Origin of the sequence: Acinetobacter seifertii, assembly GCF_000368065.1 — a bacterium.
Classification (GTDB): domain Bacteria; phylum Pseudomonadota; class Gammaproteobacteria; order Pseudomonadales; family Moraxellaceae; genus Acinetobacter; species Acinetobacter seifertii.
Map to the genome: position 1 here is coordinate 14,322 of NZ_KB851204.1, position 21,185 is coordinate 35,506.

Annotated in this window: 19 protein-coding genes, 1 tRNA gene and 1 other annotated feature; of the genes, 8 read left to right on the forward strand and 12 right to left on the reverse strand. The window is 39.2% G+C overall.

What is annotated here, in order from left to right; translation table 11 throughout:
- Positions 1 to 28 precede the first annotated feature (28 nt).
- On the forward strand, positions 29 to 880 hold the full coding sequence (locus F985_RS22655; RefSeq protein WP_004705654.1) for a PHP domain-containing protein: 852 nt from the start codon (positions 29 to 31) through the stop codon (positions 878 to 880).
- 7 nt (positions 881 to 887) lie between these two features.
- Here the strand turns inward: F985_RS22655 and F985_RS22660 are convergent, their stop codons facing one another.
- Both F985_RS22660 and radC read right to left on the reverse strand, forming a co-directional pair.
- Positions 888 to 1,799: a bestrophin family protein gene (locus tag F985_RS22660; protein ID WP_004711921.1), complete on the reverse strand. Its 912-nt coding sequence runs from the start codon at positions 1,797 to 1,799 to the stop codon at positions 888 to 890.
- A gap of 62 nt (positions 1,800 to 1,861) precedes the next feature.
- On the reverse strand, positions 1,862 to 2,581 hold the full coding sequence (gene radC, locus F985_RS22665) for a RadC family protein (protein WP_081401426.1): 720 nt from the start codon (positions 2,579 to 2,581) through the stop codon (positions 1,862 to 1,864).
- A gap of 100 nt (positions 2,582 to 2,681) precedes the next feature.
- Here radC and coaBC point away from each other — a divergent pair, with 100 nt between their 5' ends.
- Positions 2,682 to 3,935: a bifunctional phosphopantothenoylcysteine decarboxylase/phosphopantothenate--cysteine ligase CoaBC gene (gene coaBC, locus F985_RS22670; protein ID WP_004705657.1), complete on the forward strand. Its 1,254-nt coding sequence runs from the start codon at positions 2,682 to 2,684 to the stop codon at positions 3,933 to 3,935.
- Positions 3,936 to 4,001: 66 nt separating this feature from the next.
- On the opposite strand, the gene secF is transcribed toward coaBC, so the two are convergent.
- The 7 genes from secF to queA form a co-directional block, all read right to left on the reverse strand.
- Positions 4,002 to 4,967: a protein translocase subunit SecF gene (gene secF, locus F985_RS22675; protein ID WP_025469248.1), complete on the reverse strand. Its 966-nt coding sequence runs from the start codon at positions 4,965 to 4,967 to the stop codon at positions 4,002 to 4,004.
- Between the two features lie 8 nt (positions 4,968 to 4,975).
- Positions 4,976 to 6,877, reverse strand: coding sequence for a protein translocase subunit SecD (gene secD / locus F985_RS22680; protein ID WP_004705659.1), 1,902 nt, complete (start codon positions 6,875 to 6,877; stop codon positions 4,976 to 4,978).
- Positions 6,878 to 6,928: 51 nt separating this feature from the next.
- Entirely contained in the window at positions 6,929 to 7,258 is a 330-nt protein-coding gene (gene yajC / locus F985_RS22685; RefSeq protein ID WP_000051669.1) for a preprotein translocase subunit YajC, read from the reverse strand.
- A 98-nt stretch (positions 7,259 to 7,356) separates the two neighbouring features.
- Positions 7,357 to 8,490, reverse strand: coding sequence for a tRNA guanosine(34) transglycosylase Tgt (gene tgt / locus F985_RS22690; RefSeq protein ID WP_004705660.1), 1,134 nt, complete (start codon positions 8,488 to 8,490; stop codon positions 7,357 to 7,359).
- A 245-nt stretch (positions 8,491 to 8,735) separates the two neighbouring features.
- Positions 8,736 to 9,305 (reverse strand): LemA family protein, encoded by a 570-nt coding sequence (locus F985_RS22695; protein ID WP_004705661.1) that lies wholly within the window; start codon positions 9,303 to 9,305, stop codon positions 8,736 to 8,738.
- An 86-nt stretch (positions 9,306 to 9,391) separates the two neighbouring features.
- Positions 9,392 to 10,420, reverse strand: a complete 1,029-nt coding sequence (locus F985_RS22700; protein WP_025469249.1) for a hypothetical protein — start codon at positions 10,418 to 10,420, stop codon at positions 9,392 to 9,394.
- A gap of 153 nt (positions 10,421 to 10,573) precedes the next feature.
- A complete protein-coding gene (queA, locus tag F985_RS22705) occupies positions 10,574 to 11,611 on the reverse strand; it encodes a tRNA preQ1(34) S-adenosylmethionine ribosyltransferase-isomerase QueA (RefSeq protein WP_004705663.1) in 1,038 nt (345 codons plus the stop codon).
- 182 nt (positions 11,612 to 11,793) lie between these two features.
- On the opposite strand from queA, the gene F985_RS22710 reads away from it, so the two are divergent.
- A tRNA-Leu gene (locus tag F985_RS22710) sits at positions 11,794 to 11,880 on the forward strand.
- A 102-nt stretch (positions 11,881 to 11,982) separates the two neighbouring features.
- Positions 11,983 to 12,117 (forward strand): hypothetical protein, encoded by a 135-nt coding sequence (locus F985_RS26255; protein ID WP_265596897.1) that lies wholly within the window; start codon positions 11,983 to 11,985, stop codon positions 12,115 to 12,117.
- Positions 12,118 to 12,122: 5 nt separating this feature from the next.
- On the opposite strand, the gene F985_RS22715 is transcribed toward F985_RS26255, so the two are convergent.
- The 3 genes from F985_RS22715 to F985_RS22725 all read right to left on the reverse strand — a co-directional run bounded on the left by F985_RS22715 (position 12,123) and on the right by F985_RS22725 (position 14,795).
- The gene (locus tag F985_RS22715) at positions 12,123 to 12,521 is read right to left on the reverse strand and encodes a hypothetical protein (protein WP_004705664.1); all 399 of its coding nucleotides are present in this window, start codon (positions 12,519 to 12,521) and stop codon (positions 12,123 to 12,125) included.
- Between the two features lie 11 nt (positions 12,522 to 12,532).
- The gene (locus tag F985_RS22720) at positions 12,533 to 13,120 is read right to left on the reverse strand and encodes a Panacea domain-containing protein (RefSeq protein ID WP_004705665.1); all 588 of its coding nucleotides are present in this window, start codon (positions 13,118 to 13,120) and stop codon (positions 12,533 to 12,535) included.
- A 455-nt stretch (positions 13,121 to 13,575) separates the two neighbouring features.
- Positions 13,576 to 14,795, reverse strand: a protein-coding gene (locus tag F985_RS22725) for an IS3 family transposase (protein ID WP_085945696.1) whose coding sequence is annotated in 2 segments (ribosomal slippage) — positions 13,576 to 14,519 and positions 14,519 to 14,795 — 1,221 coding nt in all. Because the reading frame shifts where the segments join, the coding sequence is not laid out codon by codon here.
- Positions 14,404 to 14,520: a sequence feature (AL1L pseudoknot), on the reverse strand. Its footprint overlaps the gene before it by 117 nt.
- Before the next feature lie 206 nt (positions 14,796 to 15,001).
- On the opposite strand from F985_RS22725, the gene F985_RS0104810 reads away from it, so the two are divergent.
- From F985_RS0104810 to F985_RS22745, 4 genes are all read left to right on the forward strand, one after another.
- A complete protein-coding gene (locus F985_RS0104810) occupies positions 15,002 to 15,604 on the forward strand; it encodes a hypothetical protein (protein WP_004705667.1) in 603 nt (200 codons plus the stop codon).
- A 512-nt stretch (positions 15,605 to 16,116) separates the two neighbouring features.
- A complete protein-coding gene (locus tag F985_RS22735) occupies positions 16,117 to 17,388 on the forward strand; it encodes a sensor histidine kinase (protein ID WP_004705668.1) in 1,272 nt (423 codons plus the stop codon).
- Positions 17,389 to 17,455: 67 nt separating this feature from the next.
- A complete protein-coding gene (glnE, locus tag F985_RS22740; protein ID WP_004705669.1) occupies positions 17,456 to 20,206 on the forward strand; it encodes a bifunctional [glutamate--ammonia ligase]-adenylyl-L-tyrosine phosphorylase/[glutamate--ammonia-ligase] adenylyltransferase in 2,751 nt (916 codons plus the stop codon).
- Positions 20,207 to 20,230: 24 nt separating this feature from the next.
- A complete protein-coding gene (locus F985_RS22745) occupies positions 20,231 to 21,157 on the forward strand; it encodes a branched-chain amino acid transaminase (protein WP_004705670.1) in 927 nt (308 codons plus the stop codon).
- Positions 21,158 to 21,185: the final 28 nt, after the last annotated feature.

Sequence of the window (21,185 nt, forward strand, 5' to 3'; positions counted from 1 at the left end):
AGGTTTGGTGAATGGCATAGTATAAAAGATGCAAGGCATAGATTTACATACACATAGCAATATTTCTGATGGAACTTTGTCTCCGGAATTGTTGGTGCAAGCTGCTGTGGATGTGAAGTTGAATACTTTAGCACTCACGGATCACGACACAATGGACGGCTTGCAACGTGCGAGAAATGCTGCGCAAACTCATGATTTACAAATTATTTCTGGTGTAGAGATTTCAAGCCAATGGTCTAGACCAAGCACAAAAAAAAGCTATGGCGTGCATATTGTGGCTTTAAACATGCAAGATGAAGCACCAATTTTAGAAGCATTAGAACAACAAAAAAGAATTAGAGCACAAAGAGCAGAAGTCATTTGTGAACTGTTAAAAAAGTGTATTGGCTTTGATATTTATCAAGATGTGCTTGATAAAGTTGAAAATCAGCCAGACCGTATTACCAGAACCCACATTGCCAAAACCTTGGTTGAAAAGAATGTGGTGAGTCGTCCTCAACAAGCTTTTGATCGTTTTTTAAAAGAAGGCAAGCGCGCCTTTGTAAAGTTTGAAGGATTGGGCTTAAAAGAAACAATAGAGGTCATTCATAACAGTAAGGGTTTGGCAGTTTTAGCTCATCCAACTCGTTATGATTTGTCGGCAACTAATACGCGATATCTGATTGAGTTATTTGCCAGTTGTGGTGGAGACGCTGTAGAGTTGCCGCCTCCTGTAGATCCGTTATCTACTCGCCAAATGATTGATCGTATGATTGATCAGCATCATTTGGCTGTTTCAATTGGCAGTGATTTTCATGGTGAAAATATGCCATGGATTAAATTGGGTAACACCCCTAAGCCAAAGAGTGACCAGCAGGGTATTTGGGAGCGTTTTCTCTAATACAGCTCTAGAGCAAGTTGTTATCTTGAGCTTGAATTGGAGGAGGCGTTGGTTTACCCAGCGTCCCTAAAAGTTCAATTTCAATACTACGTACCATTGCATCTAAGGGTAAGTCATTACTTTGAGTACCAAAAGGCTCTTCGATTTCAGAGCTTAGAGCATCTAGACCTAAGAAAGTGTATGCCAAAATTCCGACCAGTAAAGGTGTTGCTAATCCAAGTAAAGAACCCAAACTAAATGGCAACATAAAGCAGAAAAAGTAAACAGTGCGGTTGAGCAAAACTGAATAAGCAAAAGGAATAGGCGTATTTGCAATACGGTCACAGCCAGTCTGTACCACACTTAAATCTGCAACATTTTTATTCATTTGAGCATAAATAATATCTGAGATTTCACCTTCTTTAAGCGCTTGTAATAATTCCCACTGAATAAGGCTAAGTGTATATTGCGGCGCGTTATTCTGTTGGTATAGCTGAGTCAATGCTTGTTGGCTCATGCCACTGGTTTGTATTAACTCGGTTGGGTTGGCTGTTTGGCGACGTAAGCGGTCACGTAACACATTTGCAAACACAATAACGTGGTGAATGACTCGTTCACGACGGGCCTGAGTTAAAATACGACAGTCGCGGTCAAAGTGACGTGAAGTCGCAATGAGTACACCCCATAATTTTCGTGCTTCCCACCAACGGTCATAACATGCTGTATTTTTAAAACCTAAAAAGATCGAAAGTACGACGCCAATTAAGGTGAAGCCAACTAAAGGAATTTCCGGAAAACGGTAGAGATTAATATATTCAACCCCACCAATGATTGCCGAAATCAGCATTACCACTCCTAAAGAGGGCAAAATTTTAGGTAATATCGTCCCTCGCCAAGAGAATAAAACTTTAAAAATACTGGGCTGTTCACGGACAATCATTTTATTTTAAACGTCGCTATTTTTGTTTTTGATATTCTAAGCTTAGTGAAGCTTTGTCAATATCATTGAACGGCTATCGTGGTAGGGTTGAGCAGTTGTTGTTCAGCAAAAGAAAAGCTCCCTTCTGGTGAGATAATAAAATGGTCCAGTAAACGTATTTCAACAAGCTGACAAGCCTGCTGGAGTTGCTCTGTGAGTTTAATATCTTCAGGAGATGGCTGTGCAGAACCAAATGGGTGATTATGTGCTATCACTAATTGGCAAGCATGTTGTTGTAAGGCATAACGTAAGGTTTGATTCACTGAGACTGCACAGTGCTGAATTGATCCAAAAAATAATTTTTTAAAATGCAGTTTTCTTAATTCAGCATCTAAGCAAAGTACTGCGAAGACTTCTTGTTTTTCACCTTTTAATTCATAGCGCAAATAATCCAAAACTAAATCAGAAGAATGAAGACTAAGATTATTTTTCTGAAAGTGATGATCGAGATAGCGCCGTCCAAGTTCTTTTACGGCCAGTAATTGCGAATACTTGGTGGCTCCAATACCATTAAATTGAGTCAATTCATTTAAAGATGCATCAAAAACAGCATTGAGGCTTCCGAATTGTTGAATCAGTAAGCGTGCGAGTTCAACTGCTGAATGTTGACGTGAACCTGAGCGAAGAAAGATCGCAAGTAATTCAGAGTCAGAGAGGCTTTGTGGGCCTTGTTGTAATAACCGTTCTCTTGGCCGTTCTTGTTCTGGCCAATTTTTAATAGAAGTATTCATATTCCCCAGCAATATTCTGCTTAAAATTTTATTTTGTTTGCCCAATCAATCTTGGGTCTGCGCGTATTTAATGCTATTGTGAGCGCCACTGCAACAGTAAGGTATCCTGTTCGTGAGCTTTGATTTAAGTGTTATTCCTCATAAAAACATTGTTTTAGCTGTTACAGGTGGGATTGCTGCCTATAAGAGTGCCATTTTGGTCCGTCGTCTTAAAGATTATGGTTTTGACGTTCGGGTTGTGATGACACACGGAGCTCAAGCATTTATTACCCCTCTAACGTTTCAGGCTCTTTCTGGAAATCCTGTACATACCGAGCTTTTAGACCCTGAGGCTGAAGCTGGAATGGGTCATATTGAATTAGCTCGTTGGGCTGATTTGTTACTGGTTGCTCCTGCAAGCTGTGACACCTTGGCTAAGTTTGCTAATGGTTTGGCAGATGACTTACTCAGTACTTTGTTTTTAGCGACTAAAGCACCTGTGTGGGTTGCTCCAGCGATGAACCAGCAAATGTGGGCTGCAAAAGCAACTCAGCGTAATTTGCAAACGCTAGTTGAAGATGGCGTGCATGTGATTATGCCAGATTCAGGTGAACAGGCTTGTGGTGATGTCGGTTTAGGCCGTATGCCAGAGCCAGAAGAAATAGCCCGTCAAGTGGCTGGTTATTTCCATCAAGCTCAACGTGCAATTGCTGAAAAATTTGGTTTGTTGGCTGGTAAGCGAGTTGTGATTACTGCTGGACCAACACGCGAAGCGATTGACCCAGTTCGTTATATCTCAAACCATAGTACCGGTAAAATGGGCTTTGCTTTAGCGGCTGCATGTTATGCGGCAGGGGCAAAAGTCACTTTAGTTGCCGGACCTGTAAGTTTAGATACACCAAACGGTGTTCAACGTGTCAACGTTGCATCTGCACGACAAATGTTGGATGTCAGCATGAACTCACTTGAGACTGGTTGTGATATTTTCATTGCGACAGCAGCAGTAGCCGATTATCGCGTTGCTGAAGTGGCTGAGCACAAGATTAAGAAAGCAGGGGATGAACTGAATGTTTCCCTTGTGAAAAATCCGGATATTGTGGCAACCATTGCAGCTCAGGAAAAACGTCCATTTATGGTGGGCTTTGCTGCCGAAACGCAGAATGTTGAAGAATATGCAGCAGGTAAACTGGTTGCTAAAAAATTAGATATGATTGCGTGTAACGATGTTTCTCGTGCTGATATTGGTTTTGCTTCGGATGAAAATGCGATGACTGTTTTCTTTGCTGAAAGTTACCATATGAAAAAGCGTGAGTTAGAGAAAGCATCTAAGCAAGAAATTTCTCAACAATTGGTTGAAGCTATTTCGGATGCATTACGCCGTAAATAAATTTTGAGCTTAATAAAAAAAACCGCGAATAAATCGCGGTTTTTTTTATATGTTTTGGTTTAACAATCAAGGAATTTCATCTTCAAATTCAGGTTTCACCTGAACGATAAAGTCTTGACGGTTAAGACCACGCCACAACGCAAATGCTGTACCGATATAAATCGAAGAGTAAGTACCCACAAAGACACCCACAAACATTGCAACAGAGAACCAATGTAAGCCATCACCACCCAAGAACATCATTGCAAGTACAACAAGCAATAAGGTCATTGAGGTATGAACTGTACGACGTAAAGTCTCAGTTAAAGCAATATCAACGATTTCACGTGGAGTCGCGCCGCGAATCTTACGGAAGTTTTCACGGATACGGTCTGAAACCACGATGTTATCGTTAAGCGAGAAGCCAATTACCGCAAGTACCGCAGCTAAAACTGTTAGGTCAAATGGCCATTGGAATAATGCAAATGCACCAATGATGATGATGATGTCATGGAATAAAGACATTACGGCACCCATCGCGAGTTTAAACTCAAAGCGAATGGTCACGTAGATCAACATTAAGATAAGCGCAAGAGCAACCGCTCCAGCCGAACGAACATAAAGTTCATTACCCACTTGACCGCCTACAGAGTCCACTTTATGAACTTCGGCAGCGTTATTTGGTAATTGCACAGCTTTGGTAATCGCGTTATTAAGATCTTCAACCTTAACTTCTTGTACCGGCATACGCACGAGTAAGTCTTTATTACTACCTAGCGTTTGTACTACAGCATCTTTAAAACCAGCTTTGTCGAGTGCCTGAATAACGTCAGACTGATTTGCTGGTTGTGCATAGTTAAGCTCGGCAGAGACACCACCTGTAAAGTCCAAACCTAAGTTAAGACCTTTAGTCGCGATAAAGAAAATACTCGCTAAAGTAATGAGGATCGAGAAGATTGCCGCTGGTTTAGCAATCTTCATGAACGGGATGATTTTTGCATCATCCGGACGACCATATTGTTTTGAAGGCTGTTGAGTCACTTTAGTCATCATAGATCTCCTTAAATGCTCAACTTTTTCAAATTACGGCGTTTACCATAAATGAGCTGTACGATTGCACGTGTTACTGTAATTGCAGTAAACATCGAACATACAATACCAATCATTAATGTTACGGCGAAACCTTTAATTGGGCCTGTACCAATTGCAAACAGAATGAATGCAACGAGGAACGTGGTTAAGTTCGAGTCAAAAATGGTGTTATAGGCTCGATCATAACCTGCCACAATGGCCTGTTTGGGTGAGGCACCCCAGAGCATTTCTTCTCGAATACGCTCACATATCAGTACGTTAGCATCGACCGCCATACCAATGGTAATAACGATACCAGCAATACCTGGTAAGGTGAGGGAAGCCCCTATCCAAGACATCACGGTTAAAATCATTGCCAAGTTAACAACAAGCGCAAAGTTCGCAATTAAACCGAATACGCGGAAGAACACGATCATCCAGATTGCAACAAGCAAGAAACCGATTTGAGTTGAAAGTACACCTTTATCAATGTTTTCTTGACCAAGGCTTGGACCAACAACACGTTCTTCAACGAAGTACATTGGCGCAGCTAAAGCACCAGCACGAAGCATTAATGCAAGTTCAGATGCTTCTTGAGGAGAACTTAATCCAGTAATACGGAAAGTTGAACCTAAAACAGCTTGAACTGTTGCAGCGTTAATGACGACAGATTCGGTATATGGTGTACGAACTTCTGTTTGAGCACCAGTTTTTGGATCTGTAACGTAGCTAATCTTTTGCTTGTTTTCGATGAACAATACCGCCATGCGTTTACCAACAGCATTACGGGTTGCATCTGACATGAGCTTACCACCAGCACTGTCGAGCGTAATATTTACTTCGGCACCGCCAGAGTCTTGGCTAAAGCCAGAGCTCGCATTTTGAACACGTTCACCAGTCAAGATACGGTTACGTTGCAACAAAAGTTGACGACCGCTATCTAAAGATTGATAAGCAAAAACTTCTGTACCCGGAGGTAACGGTTGACCGTTATATTTACCCGTATATGGGTCAATATATTGATCATTTAAGTCAGATACCAAACGGAATTCGAGGTTAGCAGTACGGCCTAAAACACGTTTAGCTTCTGCTGTATCTTGAACACCCGGTAATTCAACGACAATACGGTTGCTACCCTGACTTTGTACTAGTGCTTCTGCAACACCAAGTTCGTTAATACGGTTACGTAGTGTTGTTAAGTTCTGATTGACTGCATATGCCTGAATTTCTTGACGGCGTACATCGGTATAAGTGAGTTTTAAGGTAGAACCTGTGGTGCTCGCTAATGCCTGTTGGGTATATTCATTACCATTACGGCGTAAAAAATCCATTGCTGCATCACGATCAGCATTGTCAGCAAATTGAACAGTGATCACATTATTATTTAACGCAAGGTTGTTAAATTTAATTTTGTTTTCACGGAACTGACGACGCAAATCAGTTGCAGAGGTTTCCATACGTTGGGAAATGGCTTTGTCCATATCTACTTCTAGCAAGAAGTGGACACCACCACGTAAGTCCAAACCAAGTTTCATTGGTTTAGCCCCAATTTTTTGCAACCATTCTGGTGTAGTTGGTGCAAGGTTTAGGGCAACAACATATTGATCACCTAAGTCACGGCGTAATACTTCTTTTGCTTTTAACTGCGCTTCAGAAGAGCTGACACGCAAGAGAGCTGCATTATTTGTAAAAGTATTATCGTGGCTCGCAATATTTGCTGTTTTTAAAATTTGCTCTGCTTTTTGCACCACACTTTGATCAATTTGGGTACCAGCTTTGGCACCGGAAATTTGAACTGCGGGCTCATCCGGATATAGACTAGGCAGTGCGTATAATGTACTGACTACCAGAACAACCAGAATCAGTAAATATTTCCATGCAGGGTAACGCATTCGCTTTCTTCTTAAATGAAAAAGCCGTGCTAAAGCACGACTGTTTTATGATTAAAGGTTATTTAGAGTGCCTTCAGGTAATACAGAAATTACGCTGGCACGCTGAATTTTTACTTCTACACCACGGTTAAGTTCAACAACCGCATAGTCACCTTCAAGTTTGGTTACTTTGCCCATTAAACCACCAGCAAAAACAACTTCGCTACCTACACCTAAGCTTTCGATTAAAGAACGGTGTTCTTTTGCACGTTTTGCTTGAGGGCGCCAGATTAAGAAATAGAAGATTGCAACGAATACAACAATCATCAAAATGTTTGGCAAAAGACCCGGGCTTTGGGCTGCTGCTGGAGCTGCATGTGCAGTAGAAATGAACAAGCTCATTTTAATTTCCTAAAGTTAAAAAATATGAGTCAGATACCTGACATAATCCTAATTCGTTTTGCAATTTACCTTGTCTTGCGGTTGAGCGCAAATCTCGCTTATTCATCGACAGGGCAAGGTGGAACTTCTAATCCGCGGCGGGCATAGAAGTCCTGAACAAATTCATCAAAAGTGCCATTATCTAATGCATCACGCATACCTTCAGTTAAACGTTGGTAATAACGTAAGTTATGAATGGTACCAAGCATAGATGCTAACATCTCTCCACATTTTTCAAGATGGAACAGATAAGCACGGGTAAAGTTCTTACATGTGTAGCAATCGCAGTGTGGGTCAAGAGGCCCTTGGTCATGACGATATTTACTATTACGAATACGTACCAGACCATCAGTGACAAAATAATGACCATTACGTGCATTACGAGTCGGCATTACGCAGTCAAACATATCGACACCACGGCGTACGGCTTCAACGATGTCTTCAGGTTTACCTACGCCCATTAAGTAACGAGGTTTGTCCGCTGGCATTTTGTTTGGGAGATAATCTAAAACTTTGATCATCTCTTCTTTTGGTTCACCTACAGATAAACCACCAATTGCATAACCATCAAAACCAACTTCAAGTAAGCCATTTAAAGACTCATCACGTAAGTCTTCATACATGCCGCCTTGAATAATGCCGAATAAGGCATTTTTATTTTTAAGCTCATCGTGGTGATGCGTTTTACAACGCTTCGCCCAGCGCAAAGAAAGCTGTAATGATTTTTGTGCTTCTTCATGTGTAGCAGGATAAGGCGTACATTCATCAAAAATCATGACGATGTCAGAGTTCAATACATGCTGAATTTCCATTGAAATTTCAGGCGATAAAAACACTTTTGAACCATCAATCGGCGAGCGGAAAGTAACACCTTCTTCCTTAATTTTACGCATAGCGCCAAGACTAAATACTTGGAAGCCGCCAGAGTCAGTTAAAATTGGCTTATTCCATTTAATAAAGTCGTGCAATCCGCCGTGTTGCTTGATTACTTCAAGGCCCGGACGCAAATATAAATGGAACGTATTACCTAAAATAATCTGTGCCTGAATATCTTCGATATCACGCGGCAACATGCCTTTGACTGTACCGTAAGTCCCCACTGGCATAAAAACAGGTGTTTCAACAACACCATGTTCTAAAGTTAAACGACCACGACGAGCACGACCCGACTGACCTAATTTTTCAAACTTCATCTAAAAATCCTGAACAATAGCAAGCAATACCGTAGGGCAGTGCAAGGGCGAAAAAACAGTTCGCTGCTAAATAGGGGCTGTAACATTGTGAGCTTTTAAAACGGGAAGACCAATTTAAAAACACAAATAGCCCTAAAAAATAAGAGGGCTATTTTCCTTGATTCTGCCAAGTAGTTCTACTACTAAATGTAGCTGGCTATAAAATAGGTCAATTTTCCGATTGAATGATCACTTTTTTATTTAGACTAAAAGTTAGGTTTGTAGTCAAAATTGTCTGTAGCCAAATTATCACGGAAAGGACGAATTGCTTTTTTAGATAACGTCACTGTATTAATCAGATTATTTGGGAACACTTCAATCTGGTTGTTAAATACTTCAACATTGCGGTTAAAAATGCTGATAGCAGCGCCAACATTTTCGTTTTGTTCCTGAATATCATCCATCATTTTGCTATAGAGCGTATCTGCTTTTAGTTCAGGATAGTTTTCAACCACGACATTTAGGCTACGGATCAGCTCTTTGCTCATTTTTTCAATCTGCTGTAATTGAGCAATATCAGTATGGTCGACATTTAAACTGAGAATTTGCTGACGTAAAGCAGTCACTTTTTCTAAAGTCGATTTTTCAAACTGAGTATATTGATTTAGTGTGCTTTCTAGTGCTTCAAGTGTTTTTACTTTTTGGCGTTCGAAATTTGCAACCTCAGCCCAAGCGCGCTTGGTCGCGTTAAAATAACGGACTATGTTGTTACGAATGTGGATGCCCCACGCAATCAGTACGACGAAAATCCCCAAGAAAATGAATAAGCCTTTCATTTTCACTCCTCTTATTTTTATTCTCTCATTGAACCTTTTTACTTCTTATTTTTTTAATAAGTTGCTAGTTCGGCACTACGAGAGATTTATTTAATTAAATTAAGCATGAATTGTTGAAATTTTTCATATTGTGGCATGGTCATGGTACGTAAATGTCCACGTAATGCTGGAATATCATGAATTTCACTACGTTTGCTGGTGGTTTGAAAAAGATCTTGCTCACCGAGATAACATAATATTTGCTCTTCATGATGATAAATTAAATCACCGGTAAAATGTTGAAAAAAATCATGAAGTTTTAAAGTTAGACTTGGGCTAATTTCTTTAGCTAACTGGTGTTGGTCAGTACCGAAGATATTGAGCTCTTGGTTAATCAGAATATCGGTACTTTGCCATTCGCTTAAGTACGGTGCAAAAAAGCGAGAACGTTGATTACTTACGGCAATACCTAAGGCTGGTATTTGAAAAATAAAAGCGCCCCACAAATCTTTATGAATCTCTTTTACTATTTTTTTATCGCTGTTTTGATCTTGAAGAATAGGTAAGTTATTTACATAGTGATATTTAAATAGCAGGACTTGATGATCTGTAATGCCATCATTCCATGTCACTGAAGCAAACTCAGTAATTTCATTTGCTTCATTGCCTCGATTAAACAATGGGAAATATTGTTTTAGTCTGCTCAAGACTAAAATGGGTTGGGCTTGAATTGGAAGATAAGCTGGTAAGTGTTGAAACTGTAAGCCATAACGTAAAGCAGTCATACGCTGCTCTAAATAGTGAATGACTTCACTTAGAGGTTTTTGCGGTTCATAGAGCAAATAGGCCAGAAAACCAGTTAAAAATGCCCATAGGAGACTTAAAATATATTGAATATGAGGATGAAAAAAGTATCCAAATAATAAAGTCGTAATACTGCAAATACCTAACAAAAACGGCAATACATTAACAAAACGAAGGTTATGATCTTCACGCCATGGATGTAACGCGTTTAAGAGCTCTTGATCTGTTTGTGACTTTTGTCCCGCGTCCCAAAGTCGAGCAATATTACGAAAGACCTGTGCATTTTTTTTACGTCTTATATGAAGTGCTTGTTGTACGGTATCAATTGGCATGAAATTAATGAGTTGATTATCATAAAGTGCTAACTCTAGATTATCTTTTAAATTTAAAGAGATAAATAGAAATACCAAGACTATTTTTATTTTAATTATAGAGGCTGGGTTAAACCTAAAATTAACTTAGAAGGTTTAACCCATTTATAAATTTTAAACTTCTAATTTATCAATCAACATTGCGTCGCCATAACTAAAGAAGCGATAGTGGCTTTTAACTGCATGTTCATAGGCAGCCAAAATGTTGTCTCGATTCGATAATGCTGAAACTAACATGAGTAGGGTAGATTCAGGTAAATGGAAGTTAGTAATTAAACGGTCTACGATACAGAACTCATAGCCCGGATAGATAAAGATTTGCGTGTCGCCAGTCCAAGCTGCGATTTTTCCGCCGTGTGCTTGAGCTGCACTTTCTAAGGCACGTGTTGCGGTTGTACCGATAGCAATTACTTTATTGCCGCGCGCTTTAGTCGCCAAAATTAAATCAATGGTTTCTTGAGGAACGTCGCACCATTCACTATGCATGACATGATTGGTAATGTCATCAGTACGGACAGGCATAAATGTGCCAGCGCCGACGTGTAAAGTCACAAAAGATTTTTGAACATTTTTTTGCTCTAACTTTGCTAACAACTCTTCGTCAAAGTGCAGGCTCGCAGTTGGCGCAGCCACACTGGCAATTTTCTCAGGGTTATGGAAAACCGTTTGATAGCGTTCAGTATCAATTTCTTCTGCTTCACGGTTAAAGTAAGGCGGAATAGGTAACTGACCATATTGCTCAAGAACAGGCAAGATGGGCTGTGAAAACTCAACCACAAATAAGTTTTCGTGACGGCCACGTACAATCACAGGAATATTATCTGCACCAACAAAAAGCTCGGCGCCTGCTTTAGGCGAGTTACTTGATTTGATATGGCAATATGCTGTTGTGTGGTTCAGCATACGCTCAACCAAAATCTCAATGGCACCACCTGTAGAGCGTTTTCCTTTAAGTCTAGCTTTCATGACCTTGGTGTCATTAAGCACCAATAAATCACCTTCTTCGAACAGATCGATAATGTCTGTGAACATGTGATCGTGATATTGACCTTTTGAGTCTAAGTGCAACAACCGCGAAGCACTCCGTGATTCGAGAGGGTAACGGGCAATAAGTTCATCAGGTAATTCAAAGGAAAAGTCAGACAGTTGCATATTTAGGAAAAAACACCGCAAAAATTGGGCCTAGTATAAACTTTTTAACTTTTTTATGGCTGTGCTTATAGTCTAAATCATGAAAAATGTTTAAATGATCTAAAAGTGAACGATAATATTCACTTAGGGTTTGACAAGTTTTACAAACGCGCTAATATACGCAACACAAACATACTTCCTCTCCCGAGGTGGTGAAATTGGTAGACGCGGCGGACTCAAAATCCGCTGTCAGAGATGACGTGTCGGTTCGAGTCCGACCCTCGGGACCATATTCAGAATCGTAAGATTCTACGAAAACCTCTAAACTAACGGTTTAGGGGTTTTTTGTTGGATTAGTTTTTAATTTGCTAAAGGCTTTGGTTCAATTAAAGATGCCAGGGAAGGAAGCAGATTGGTATAACAAAATCATTCCAGAGCAGAGCCGTATTCAAAATACAATAAATGAATGGGCAAGGGATAGAATTATAGGATTGAAATCTTTTGAAGAGGTAAATCCAAAAGTTTAATAATACTATTTTAATAGTTTTTTAAATTTTCTTGGGGTGAATGATGAGTCCTGAATACCACAAATAATACGATCAAGTAATTCAACAGATACTTTAGTTGCTGGTCTATATACACCAGTATTCACGCAATTGCAGACATGCTGATGATCCATAATTTGGATTCTTTCATATAGTACGAAACTTTGATGCTGAATGAATGGATGTTCTCCAGCTTCAATAATGCAAGCAGGATCAATTTTCTTTTCGATTGTTACAGAAGTGAAATTAACTGAAACGATGCAGAGCCTTTTTCCATATCCTTCATTTGGATAAGTATCAGGATCGAACAATACAACAAACAAATGCTCTTTTGGTCCAGCCTGACAAAAAAATGCATCACCTGCTTCAGCTTTCCACTCAGACATTCAACACTTTCCTAGTGATTATTGACCATTTGAACAGATTGATTGATATATGCTTGAGACTCAAGCTGTTCAATAATTTCTTTTGATAACTCTTCTGAAAAACCTAATGCCTTGAATAAGTCTTTATATTCAATAGGGTACATTGTAGAGCCTGGATTACGCCATTCAGGACAATAATCATGAGTATAATCAACCAACTCCCACTGACTCTTATTTCCAAATTCAAACCAGATTTGTTTTAAAACGGTTATATCATTGTCACTTAATTCTAGAAGATCATCGTCGGATTGAATGGTTACATCTTGTTTTAGAGCGATATTATTGTTTGCTCTATCGGAAATAAATTTATCCCAATAAGTTTTTTTACGACTACCATGTTTGATTCTATCTAAAGTCATAGAAAGAACTGGACCCTTATTCATTGAAACAAGGCTATCTCCGATCATTGGAGTATGAAACATTTCAAAAGATTTACGTTCTGAAAGGTACAGTAACTTCATGAGTTTTAGTATATTAATACTGTGCTTATCTGATTGAAGCAAAAAGAAAATTGTTGCTTCAGTCAACTTTTTCTCATCAAATAGAAAAATATTATCCATAGCAAAACAATCTCTAAAAATTTGATTTATTCATTTGTGAATATTTTATGCAACCATAGGTTTAAAGTCTATGAATTTTTAGTAACTTAGTATCCATTACTCACAATCACGAGAGATAACATTCTTATGCATTCATTACAACATGGAAACTACAATCAGTGGGGTGGGAACTCGATTGTTAAATAAAAAAAATTAGTGAAATACATGAAGAAAAACCAAGTTAAAATTAATTTACTAGTGTGTAAAATACATAAAAATATATTAATTAATCCGGAGTGAAAATGTTATTTGATATCTTTGAAAATATCTTTAAAAATGGTGGGAGAAATTTACTGTTGATAGGGACTGTTGGTACGTTAGGAATTTCACTCTACTTAGCAGGACTTTATTATTTTGATGATTTTGTTGTTTATATATGAACCGTACCGGGTTTGTCGGAGACTTTTTTATTTAAGTTAGGCCACCTGACCTAACGGGTTAATCTTATCATAGTACATTGCTTCAAACTCAAAAGGCGATACATAACCCAGTGCACTGTGTACACGCTTTTTATTGAACCAATCTACCCAGTTTAGTGTCGCAAGTTGTACATCTGCTAAACCTTGCCAATCTGCTTTTAAATATTCAATCACCTCTGTTTTGTATAAGCCATTCACCGTTTCAGCCAAAGCATTATCGTATGAATCACCAGTTGTACCGACTGATGCTCGTAAATTTGCTGCTTCCAAACGATGGGTGTAACGAATAGAAAGGTATTGCACGCCTCTGTCGGAATGATGAATTACATTCTTTGGCATACCGCGAGCATGTAACGCTTGTTCCAGTGCATCAAGGACCATGTCTGTATTCATCCGTGTTGATACTTTCCAGCCAACAATTGCCCGTGAGAAAACATCAATCATAAAGGCGGTATACACCCAGCCTGAATGGGTTTGAATATATGTGAAGTCTGCGACCCACAGCTGATCTGGATGATCAGCACTAAAATTCCGTTTCACCAAGTCGGCTGCTCGTTTTTGATCATCTCTGCTACGTGTCGTTTGTTTGTTCTTACCACGCCAAACACCTTGTATTCCTAGCTGTTGCATCAATCGAGCAACTGTACAGCGCGCAACAATATAACCTTCCCGTTTCAGTTTTTGCCAGACTTTACGTACACCATACCGACCTGAACTTTCCTGCCAAATTCGTTTAATTTGTTCAGCATGATGCAGGTCATGTAGATCTCTTTTCGCTCGATGTTCTGGATTGTCCGCAAGATCTAAAGTTCGATAATAGGTTGAAGTTGCGATTGGTAGAATTCTACAAATCGCCTCAACACCGTATAGGTCTTTATGGTTATGAATGAAATCCACCATTATTTGTGTGGGCGGTCGAGCTCCGCCTGGGCGAAAAAAGCAGCTGCTTTACGTAGAATTTCATTGGCTCGCTGCAGTTCTTTATTTTCGCGTTCAAGTTGTTTAATGCGTTCTTGGTCTGAAAGCTGCTGTACTTTAATTGGATTCTGTTGATTCAAATGCTTCTGATGCCAGGAACGTAGTGTTTCAGGAGTACAGCCAATCTTGGGAGCAATTGCTGTGATTGCAGCCCAAGTAGAAGGATAATCTTTTTCGGATTCAATCAATAATTGAACCGCTCTATCTCTGATTTCAGGGGTGTATTTTACTTTTTTCATCGGGACATTCTCTCAAGAAAAGTGGTCTCCGACAAACCCGGTACGGTTCAATAACGGCATTTAGAACACTTATACCATTTCTGGGAGTTTTTATAGCTGCAATAATTACACCATTACTATTAAATTATCTAAACTTTTATAAATATGAAATAAGAGCAGAAAATGCTGAAAAATTAGATTTTAAGGTTTATGAACTTGAAGAACGATTGCAAGAAATAGAACGAACAGCTTTCAATAATATCTTAGTTGAAAGTTTAGCAAATGATGATGATCAACATAAAAAAGACAATCTATGGAAACTTATTCTAAAATATTCTTATGAATCAGTTCAAAGAATCAATATTGAAAAAGATAGTTTATCTAGAAGGGGTAATCTAAACCTTCTAATTGGTATGTTTTTAAGTATAAGTGGAATTGTTGTCCTTGGTATTTCAGTTTTTAATTTTGTTAGTGTTGGTGATTTTAATGACGTAATAACAAAAATGATTCCAAGATTTTTGTTTGTTGTATTAATAGAAGTTTTTGCTTATTTCTTTTTAAATTTATATAGAAAGAGTCTTGAAGATATTAAGTACTATCAAAATGAGTTGACAAATTTAGAAGCAAAATATTTGTCCTTACAAACATCACTAGCAATTAATAATTATAAGCTTATTAATAGTGTAGTTGAACAGCTTGTAAAAACTGAACGAAATTTTATTCTGGAGAAAGATCAATCAACAATTGAAATAGAAAAAGAACGAATTAATTCTAACAATACCAATAATACATTGCAGGTACTAAAAGATATTTTTAAAAATAAAGTCTAAGTGAATATTGATCCTTCAAAGTATCTAAGCTACTTTACATTTACAATCCACATGGTGGTCGAGTTTGGTAGCTCGTTTCAGAAAGGCAGACAATCTGCTGCTTAATAAGTGATATTTTTTGTCTGAAGGTCTGTGAGCCTTTTATGTAAGAGCGGGCATTAGACTTTGTATTCGCGCTTTTTGTTGAGTGTTCAGTAGTAATCTAATCTTATTTGTTCTGGCTTTCAGAACTCTTATTTAACTAATATTTTTTGACCATCTTTTACGAGTATTCTGAACTCGCATTTCTAACATCTTACAACTCTCTACCTTCAAACATTTGTTGTATTTTCCTAAAAACTACCTACTTTATGTATCTGAAAACCTTTAACTGAAACTTCACATTTCTATTTTGAAAAGAACGTTGCTCTTTTTATGTACTGTGTTAAAGTTTGTATTAGATCATAATGATTATAAGTACATTTCTTGAAAGCGGTTCCGACCAACAACGACAAAATCTGTGAGGCGGGCAAATGACATTCCAGCGTTTAGAACTACATCAGATCGAGCAGTTAAGTGCTTGTAGAATATCACTATTACTTGGATTAAATGCCGAGCAGAACTATATCGAGCAATTTTTCCGATTTAGTCTTCGTCTGTTGAAGTGTCAAAAAGCCTTATTAACTTTTAATCAGGAACCTTACTTTTGGCACCGTTGCCCTGAAGGTATAACTGCAATTTCGTTTAAGCCTTCGAAGCATTTGAAACAGTGCTTTGCTAAACAACAGATCATTAATCATCTGCATCCTTCCTATCAAAACTTGACCAACTATTTAAAAGAACTAAACATCGAGTGCAGTAGGGCATTGGCTGTACATCTTTTACATCCTGATAAGACTTCGATGGGCTTTGCTGTCTTTTTTGATGATGATGCAGCTACCTTTGAAGATGATGATATTCAATTGCTGCTCGATTATTGTTCTACGTTTATGCAACAGGTTGAGTTGAAGTTTAACTATGAAGAGTTAAACGAACTTTACGAACAACAGGTGGCAATTAATTCAAGTAAAACAAAATTTTTCTCGATTATTTCGCATGACTTACGTGCGCCATTTCATGGGTTACTTGGTTTTTCCGAGGTACTTGCCAAAGAGCGCGAGACTTTAGATGAATCTAGTATTCAAAATATTGCAGATTATTTATATGAAACCTCGCAATCGACCTATAACTTGCTTGAAAGTTTACTGACATGGGCCATGGCAGAGGGCGGGCGTTTTGTTTATCATCCAATTAACTTTAAGCTGAGACAAGTGAGTAATATTGTTTGTGATGTACTGCGTACCTTAGCGATAAAGAAAAATATTGAACTAGTGAATGATGTTCCAGAAGATTTAAATATCTATGCTGATATTAATATGATGACTTCTGTGATTCAAAACTTGGTATCAAACGCGTTGAAATTTACCGATATTGATGGCTCAGGCAAAGTTTTTATAGAAGCTAGACAAGCTGATAAAAATATAGAAATAACAGTTCGAGACACCGGTTTGGGTATGACAGAGCAACAAATCAAAAATTTGTTCCATCCACGTATTACAGCCAGCTTTAAAGGTACGGCAGGCGAGAAAGGCGCTGGTCTAGGTTTAAGCCTTTGTAAGCGTTTTATTGAAATTAACCAAGGGCAAATTAATGTTGGTTCCAAAGAGGGCGTAGGAACAACATTTAAGGTTTTACTACCTTCAGCTCAAGAAAGTCATGACGCACTGACCGAACATCATTCTTCACCAGAAGCAAAATTAGTCTAATCCCTTTTCCTACCACTACTCGAACTGCTATAACTAAAAAGAGAGTACGAGGAAAAGAGCTTTTTATATGAATGCGGAGCAGTTACAAAAAACATTGCGTGCTAGTCAGTACGCTGAACAAGTTTTAGGTTTGCATCAAGCTGTTTTAGAACAAGATTATCAAATAGATCAATTTGCTGCACCGCTCTCGACCGAACAGATTTATCAATTTGTCCAAACTACATTAAATGGAATTGCTGACGAAATATCTTGGATGCGTGTATTACGCATTTTACGTAGTCGTTTAATGTTTCGTTGGATTTGGCAGGATGCCAATCAGCTTACCGATGTTGTGACACTCACTCGTGAACTTTCTGACTTTGCTGATGCCAGTATTTGTGCAGCAAAAGACTTTGCACGTGTTGCACTTGTGGCGAAACATGGTGAACCTGTGGGCTACTCTGGCAAAGTTCAAGATTTAATTGTGGTTGCCATGGGGAAGCTTGGGGCGCAAGAGCTTAACTTATCGAGTGATATTGACCTGATTTTTGCCTTTGATGAACAAGGTGAAACCAATGGCCGAAAATGCATAGATGTACAGCAGTTCTGTATTTTATGGGGACAAAAACTTATTTATTTACTTGAACACATTACTGCCGATGGTTTTGTGTTTCGAGTTGATATGCGCTTACGTCCTTGGGGCGATGGCTCTGCCTTAGCGATTAGTCATGCCGCTTTAGAAAAATATTTAAGTCAGCATGGTCGTGAGTGGGAACGCTATGCGTGGATTAAAGCCCGTGTTGTGACTGGTGGCAAAGAAGGACAAGACTTGTTAGAGATGACACGTCCTTTTGTATTCCGCCGTTATGTCGATTACACCGCTTTTGCCGCTATGCGTGATATGAAAGCCATGATTGAGCGTGAAGTCCTGCGCCGACATATTGAAGATGATATTAAGCTCGGGGCGGGGGGGATTCGCGAAATTGAGTTTATTGTTCAGGTCTTCCAGCTTATTTACGGCGGATCTAAACGCGAGTTACAAGATCGTCAGTGCTTAGTCAGTCTAGAGCATATTGGCGAAGCAGGCTTGTTAGAAAAGCAGGCGGTATTCGAGCTTAAAGATGCTTACTTGTTTTTACGTCGTGTTGAACATGCAATTCAAGCGCTCAATGACCAGCAAACTCAGCTATTACCAGAAGAAGTTGACCTAAGACAACGCATTATAGATACATTGGGTTTTGTTAGCTGGAATGAATTTATTAATGTTCTTGACGAGAAACGTCAAAAAGTTAAAGTTCAATTTAAACAACTGATTGAGGATACAAGTTCTAATGCTGCAACTGAGAACTTTGGACAGTTAGAACAACAGCTAGATGAAGTGCTAGATGATAATGCGAAAAATTTGATTCATGAATTTTGGCATGGGCATGCACTTAAAAAACTTCCTTCAAATGCGGTGCAGCGTTTAAAAACTTTCTGGCCTCACTTGATTGAAGCGATCTTGCAGTCAGATCAACCGCAAACTGCACTGTTACGTTTAATGCCGCTCATTGAATCGGTCATGCGTCGAACTGTGTATTTGGTGATGTTGATTGAAAGTAAAGGGGCATTGCAACGCTTAGTGAAAATGGCGACGGTGAGTCCGTGGATTTGTGAAGAACTAACGCAATATCCGGTGCTGCTGGATGAGTTTTTATCGATGGATTTTGAGTTGCCAAAACGTAAGGATTTAGAAGACTCATTACGTCAGCAGTTGCTTCGTATTGAAATTGATCAAGTCGAAGACCAAATGCGAGCACTTCGCCTGTTTAAAAAGAGCAATGTACTCACGGTTGCTGCAAGTGATGTATTAGCTGAAAGCCCTCTTATGAAGGTATCTGATGCTTTGACAGATATTGCTGAAGTGAGTGTCAATGCAACCCTACATTTAGCTTATCAAACTGTGGCGAAGCGCCATGGTTACCCAAAGGATGTTGAAGGAAAGCGCTGCTCACTCGACTACAAAGCCTTTGCTGTTATTGGTTATGGCAAAGTGGGTGGCATTGAACTGGGCTATGGTTCTGACTTAGATCTTGTCTTTATCCATTATCTAGATGAACAAGCTGACACCGATGGAACTAAGGCTATTAGTGGCTTTGAGTTTGCCATGCGTGTTGCTCAAAAGTTTATGTCCCTCATGACCACTCAAACGCTTGATGGTCGTGTCTATGAAATTGATACACGCTTAAGACCTTCTGGTGAGGCTGGTTTATTAGTGACCAGTCTGAAAGCCTATGAACATTATCAGTTGAAAAGTGCATGGCTTTGGGAGCACCAAGCACTCGTTCGAGCACGCTCTATCGCTGGTGATGAAACGCTTTGCCAAAAATTTGAAATATTTCGCCGCGAGATATTGACTCAATCTAGAGATGAGGCTTATGTTCGTGAGGAAGTGTTGAAAATGCGTCAGAAAATGAAAGACCACCTAGGTTCGTCTTCTGAACAAAAAAAACATGGTATTTTTCATTTAAAACAGGACGCAGGTGGTATCGTAGATATCGAATTTATGGCACAGTATGCTGTACTTGCATGGAGCGGGACGAAACCCGATCTCGCCCATTATTCTGATAATGTAAGAATATTAGAAGATGCTGCTAAAGCAGACTGCTTATCCAGTGAAGATGCCACAGCATTAATTCGAGCCTATCTTAGTGAACGTGCCGAAAGCCACCGCTTAGCCCTTGCAAATCAATCCATGCAAGTCAGCGCAGCGGACTGGCGTAGTACCCGTGCGGTCGTTTGCAATTTATGGCAAAGATTAATAGACCCAACCGCCTCGGTTGAGTTGGATAGTGAATGATTTTATAACAATTTGGAGTGTTCCATGAATTTGGCTGATCGTGATGGTTTTATTTGGCAAGATGGAAAATTGATTGATTGGCGTGATGCAAAGATTCACGTTTTAACCCATACATTACACTACAGTATGGGCGTATTTGAGGGTGTTCGTGCTTATGAAACGCCTAAAGGTACTGCCATTTTCCGTCTTCAAGACCACACAAAACGTTTGTTAAATTCAGCAAAAATTTATCAAATGAAAGTGCCGTATGATCAAGCAACGCTTGAACAAGCACAAATTGATGTTGTTCGTGAAAATAAATTAGCTTCTTGCTATTTACGCCCATTAATCTGGATCGGTTCAGAGAAACTAGGTATTGCAGCAACAAATAACACCATTCATGCCGCTGTTGCTGCATGGGCGTGGGGTGCATACCTTGGTGATGAAGCGATGGCTAAAGGTATTCGCGTTAAAACTTCATCATTTACTCACCATCATCCAAACGTGACTATGTGTAAAGCAAAAGCATCTGGTAACTACACGTTGTCAATTCTTGCTCACCAAGAAGTTGCACACTCTGGTTACGATGAAGCAATGCTCATGGACCCACAAGGTTATGTATGCCAAGGTTCTGGTGAAAACGTATTCTTGATTAAAGATGGCGTTTTACACACTCCAGATATCGCTGGTGGTGCACTTGACGGTATTACACGTCAAACTGTAATGACGATTGCTAGAGATCTTGGTTACCAAGTTGTTGAGCGTCGTATTACACGTGACGAATTCTATATCGCAGACGAAGCATTCTTCACAGGTACTGCTGCTGAAGTAACACCAATTCGTGAATATGATGACCGTCCAATTGGTTCGGGTACTCGTGGTCCAATTACCACTGAAATCCAAAAAACTTACTTTGATGCAGTTCAGGGTAGAAATCCGAAATATGAACACTGGTTAACTTACGTAAAATAAGTTAATCCGTTAACATAAAAAGGCGAAC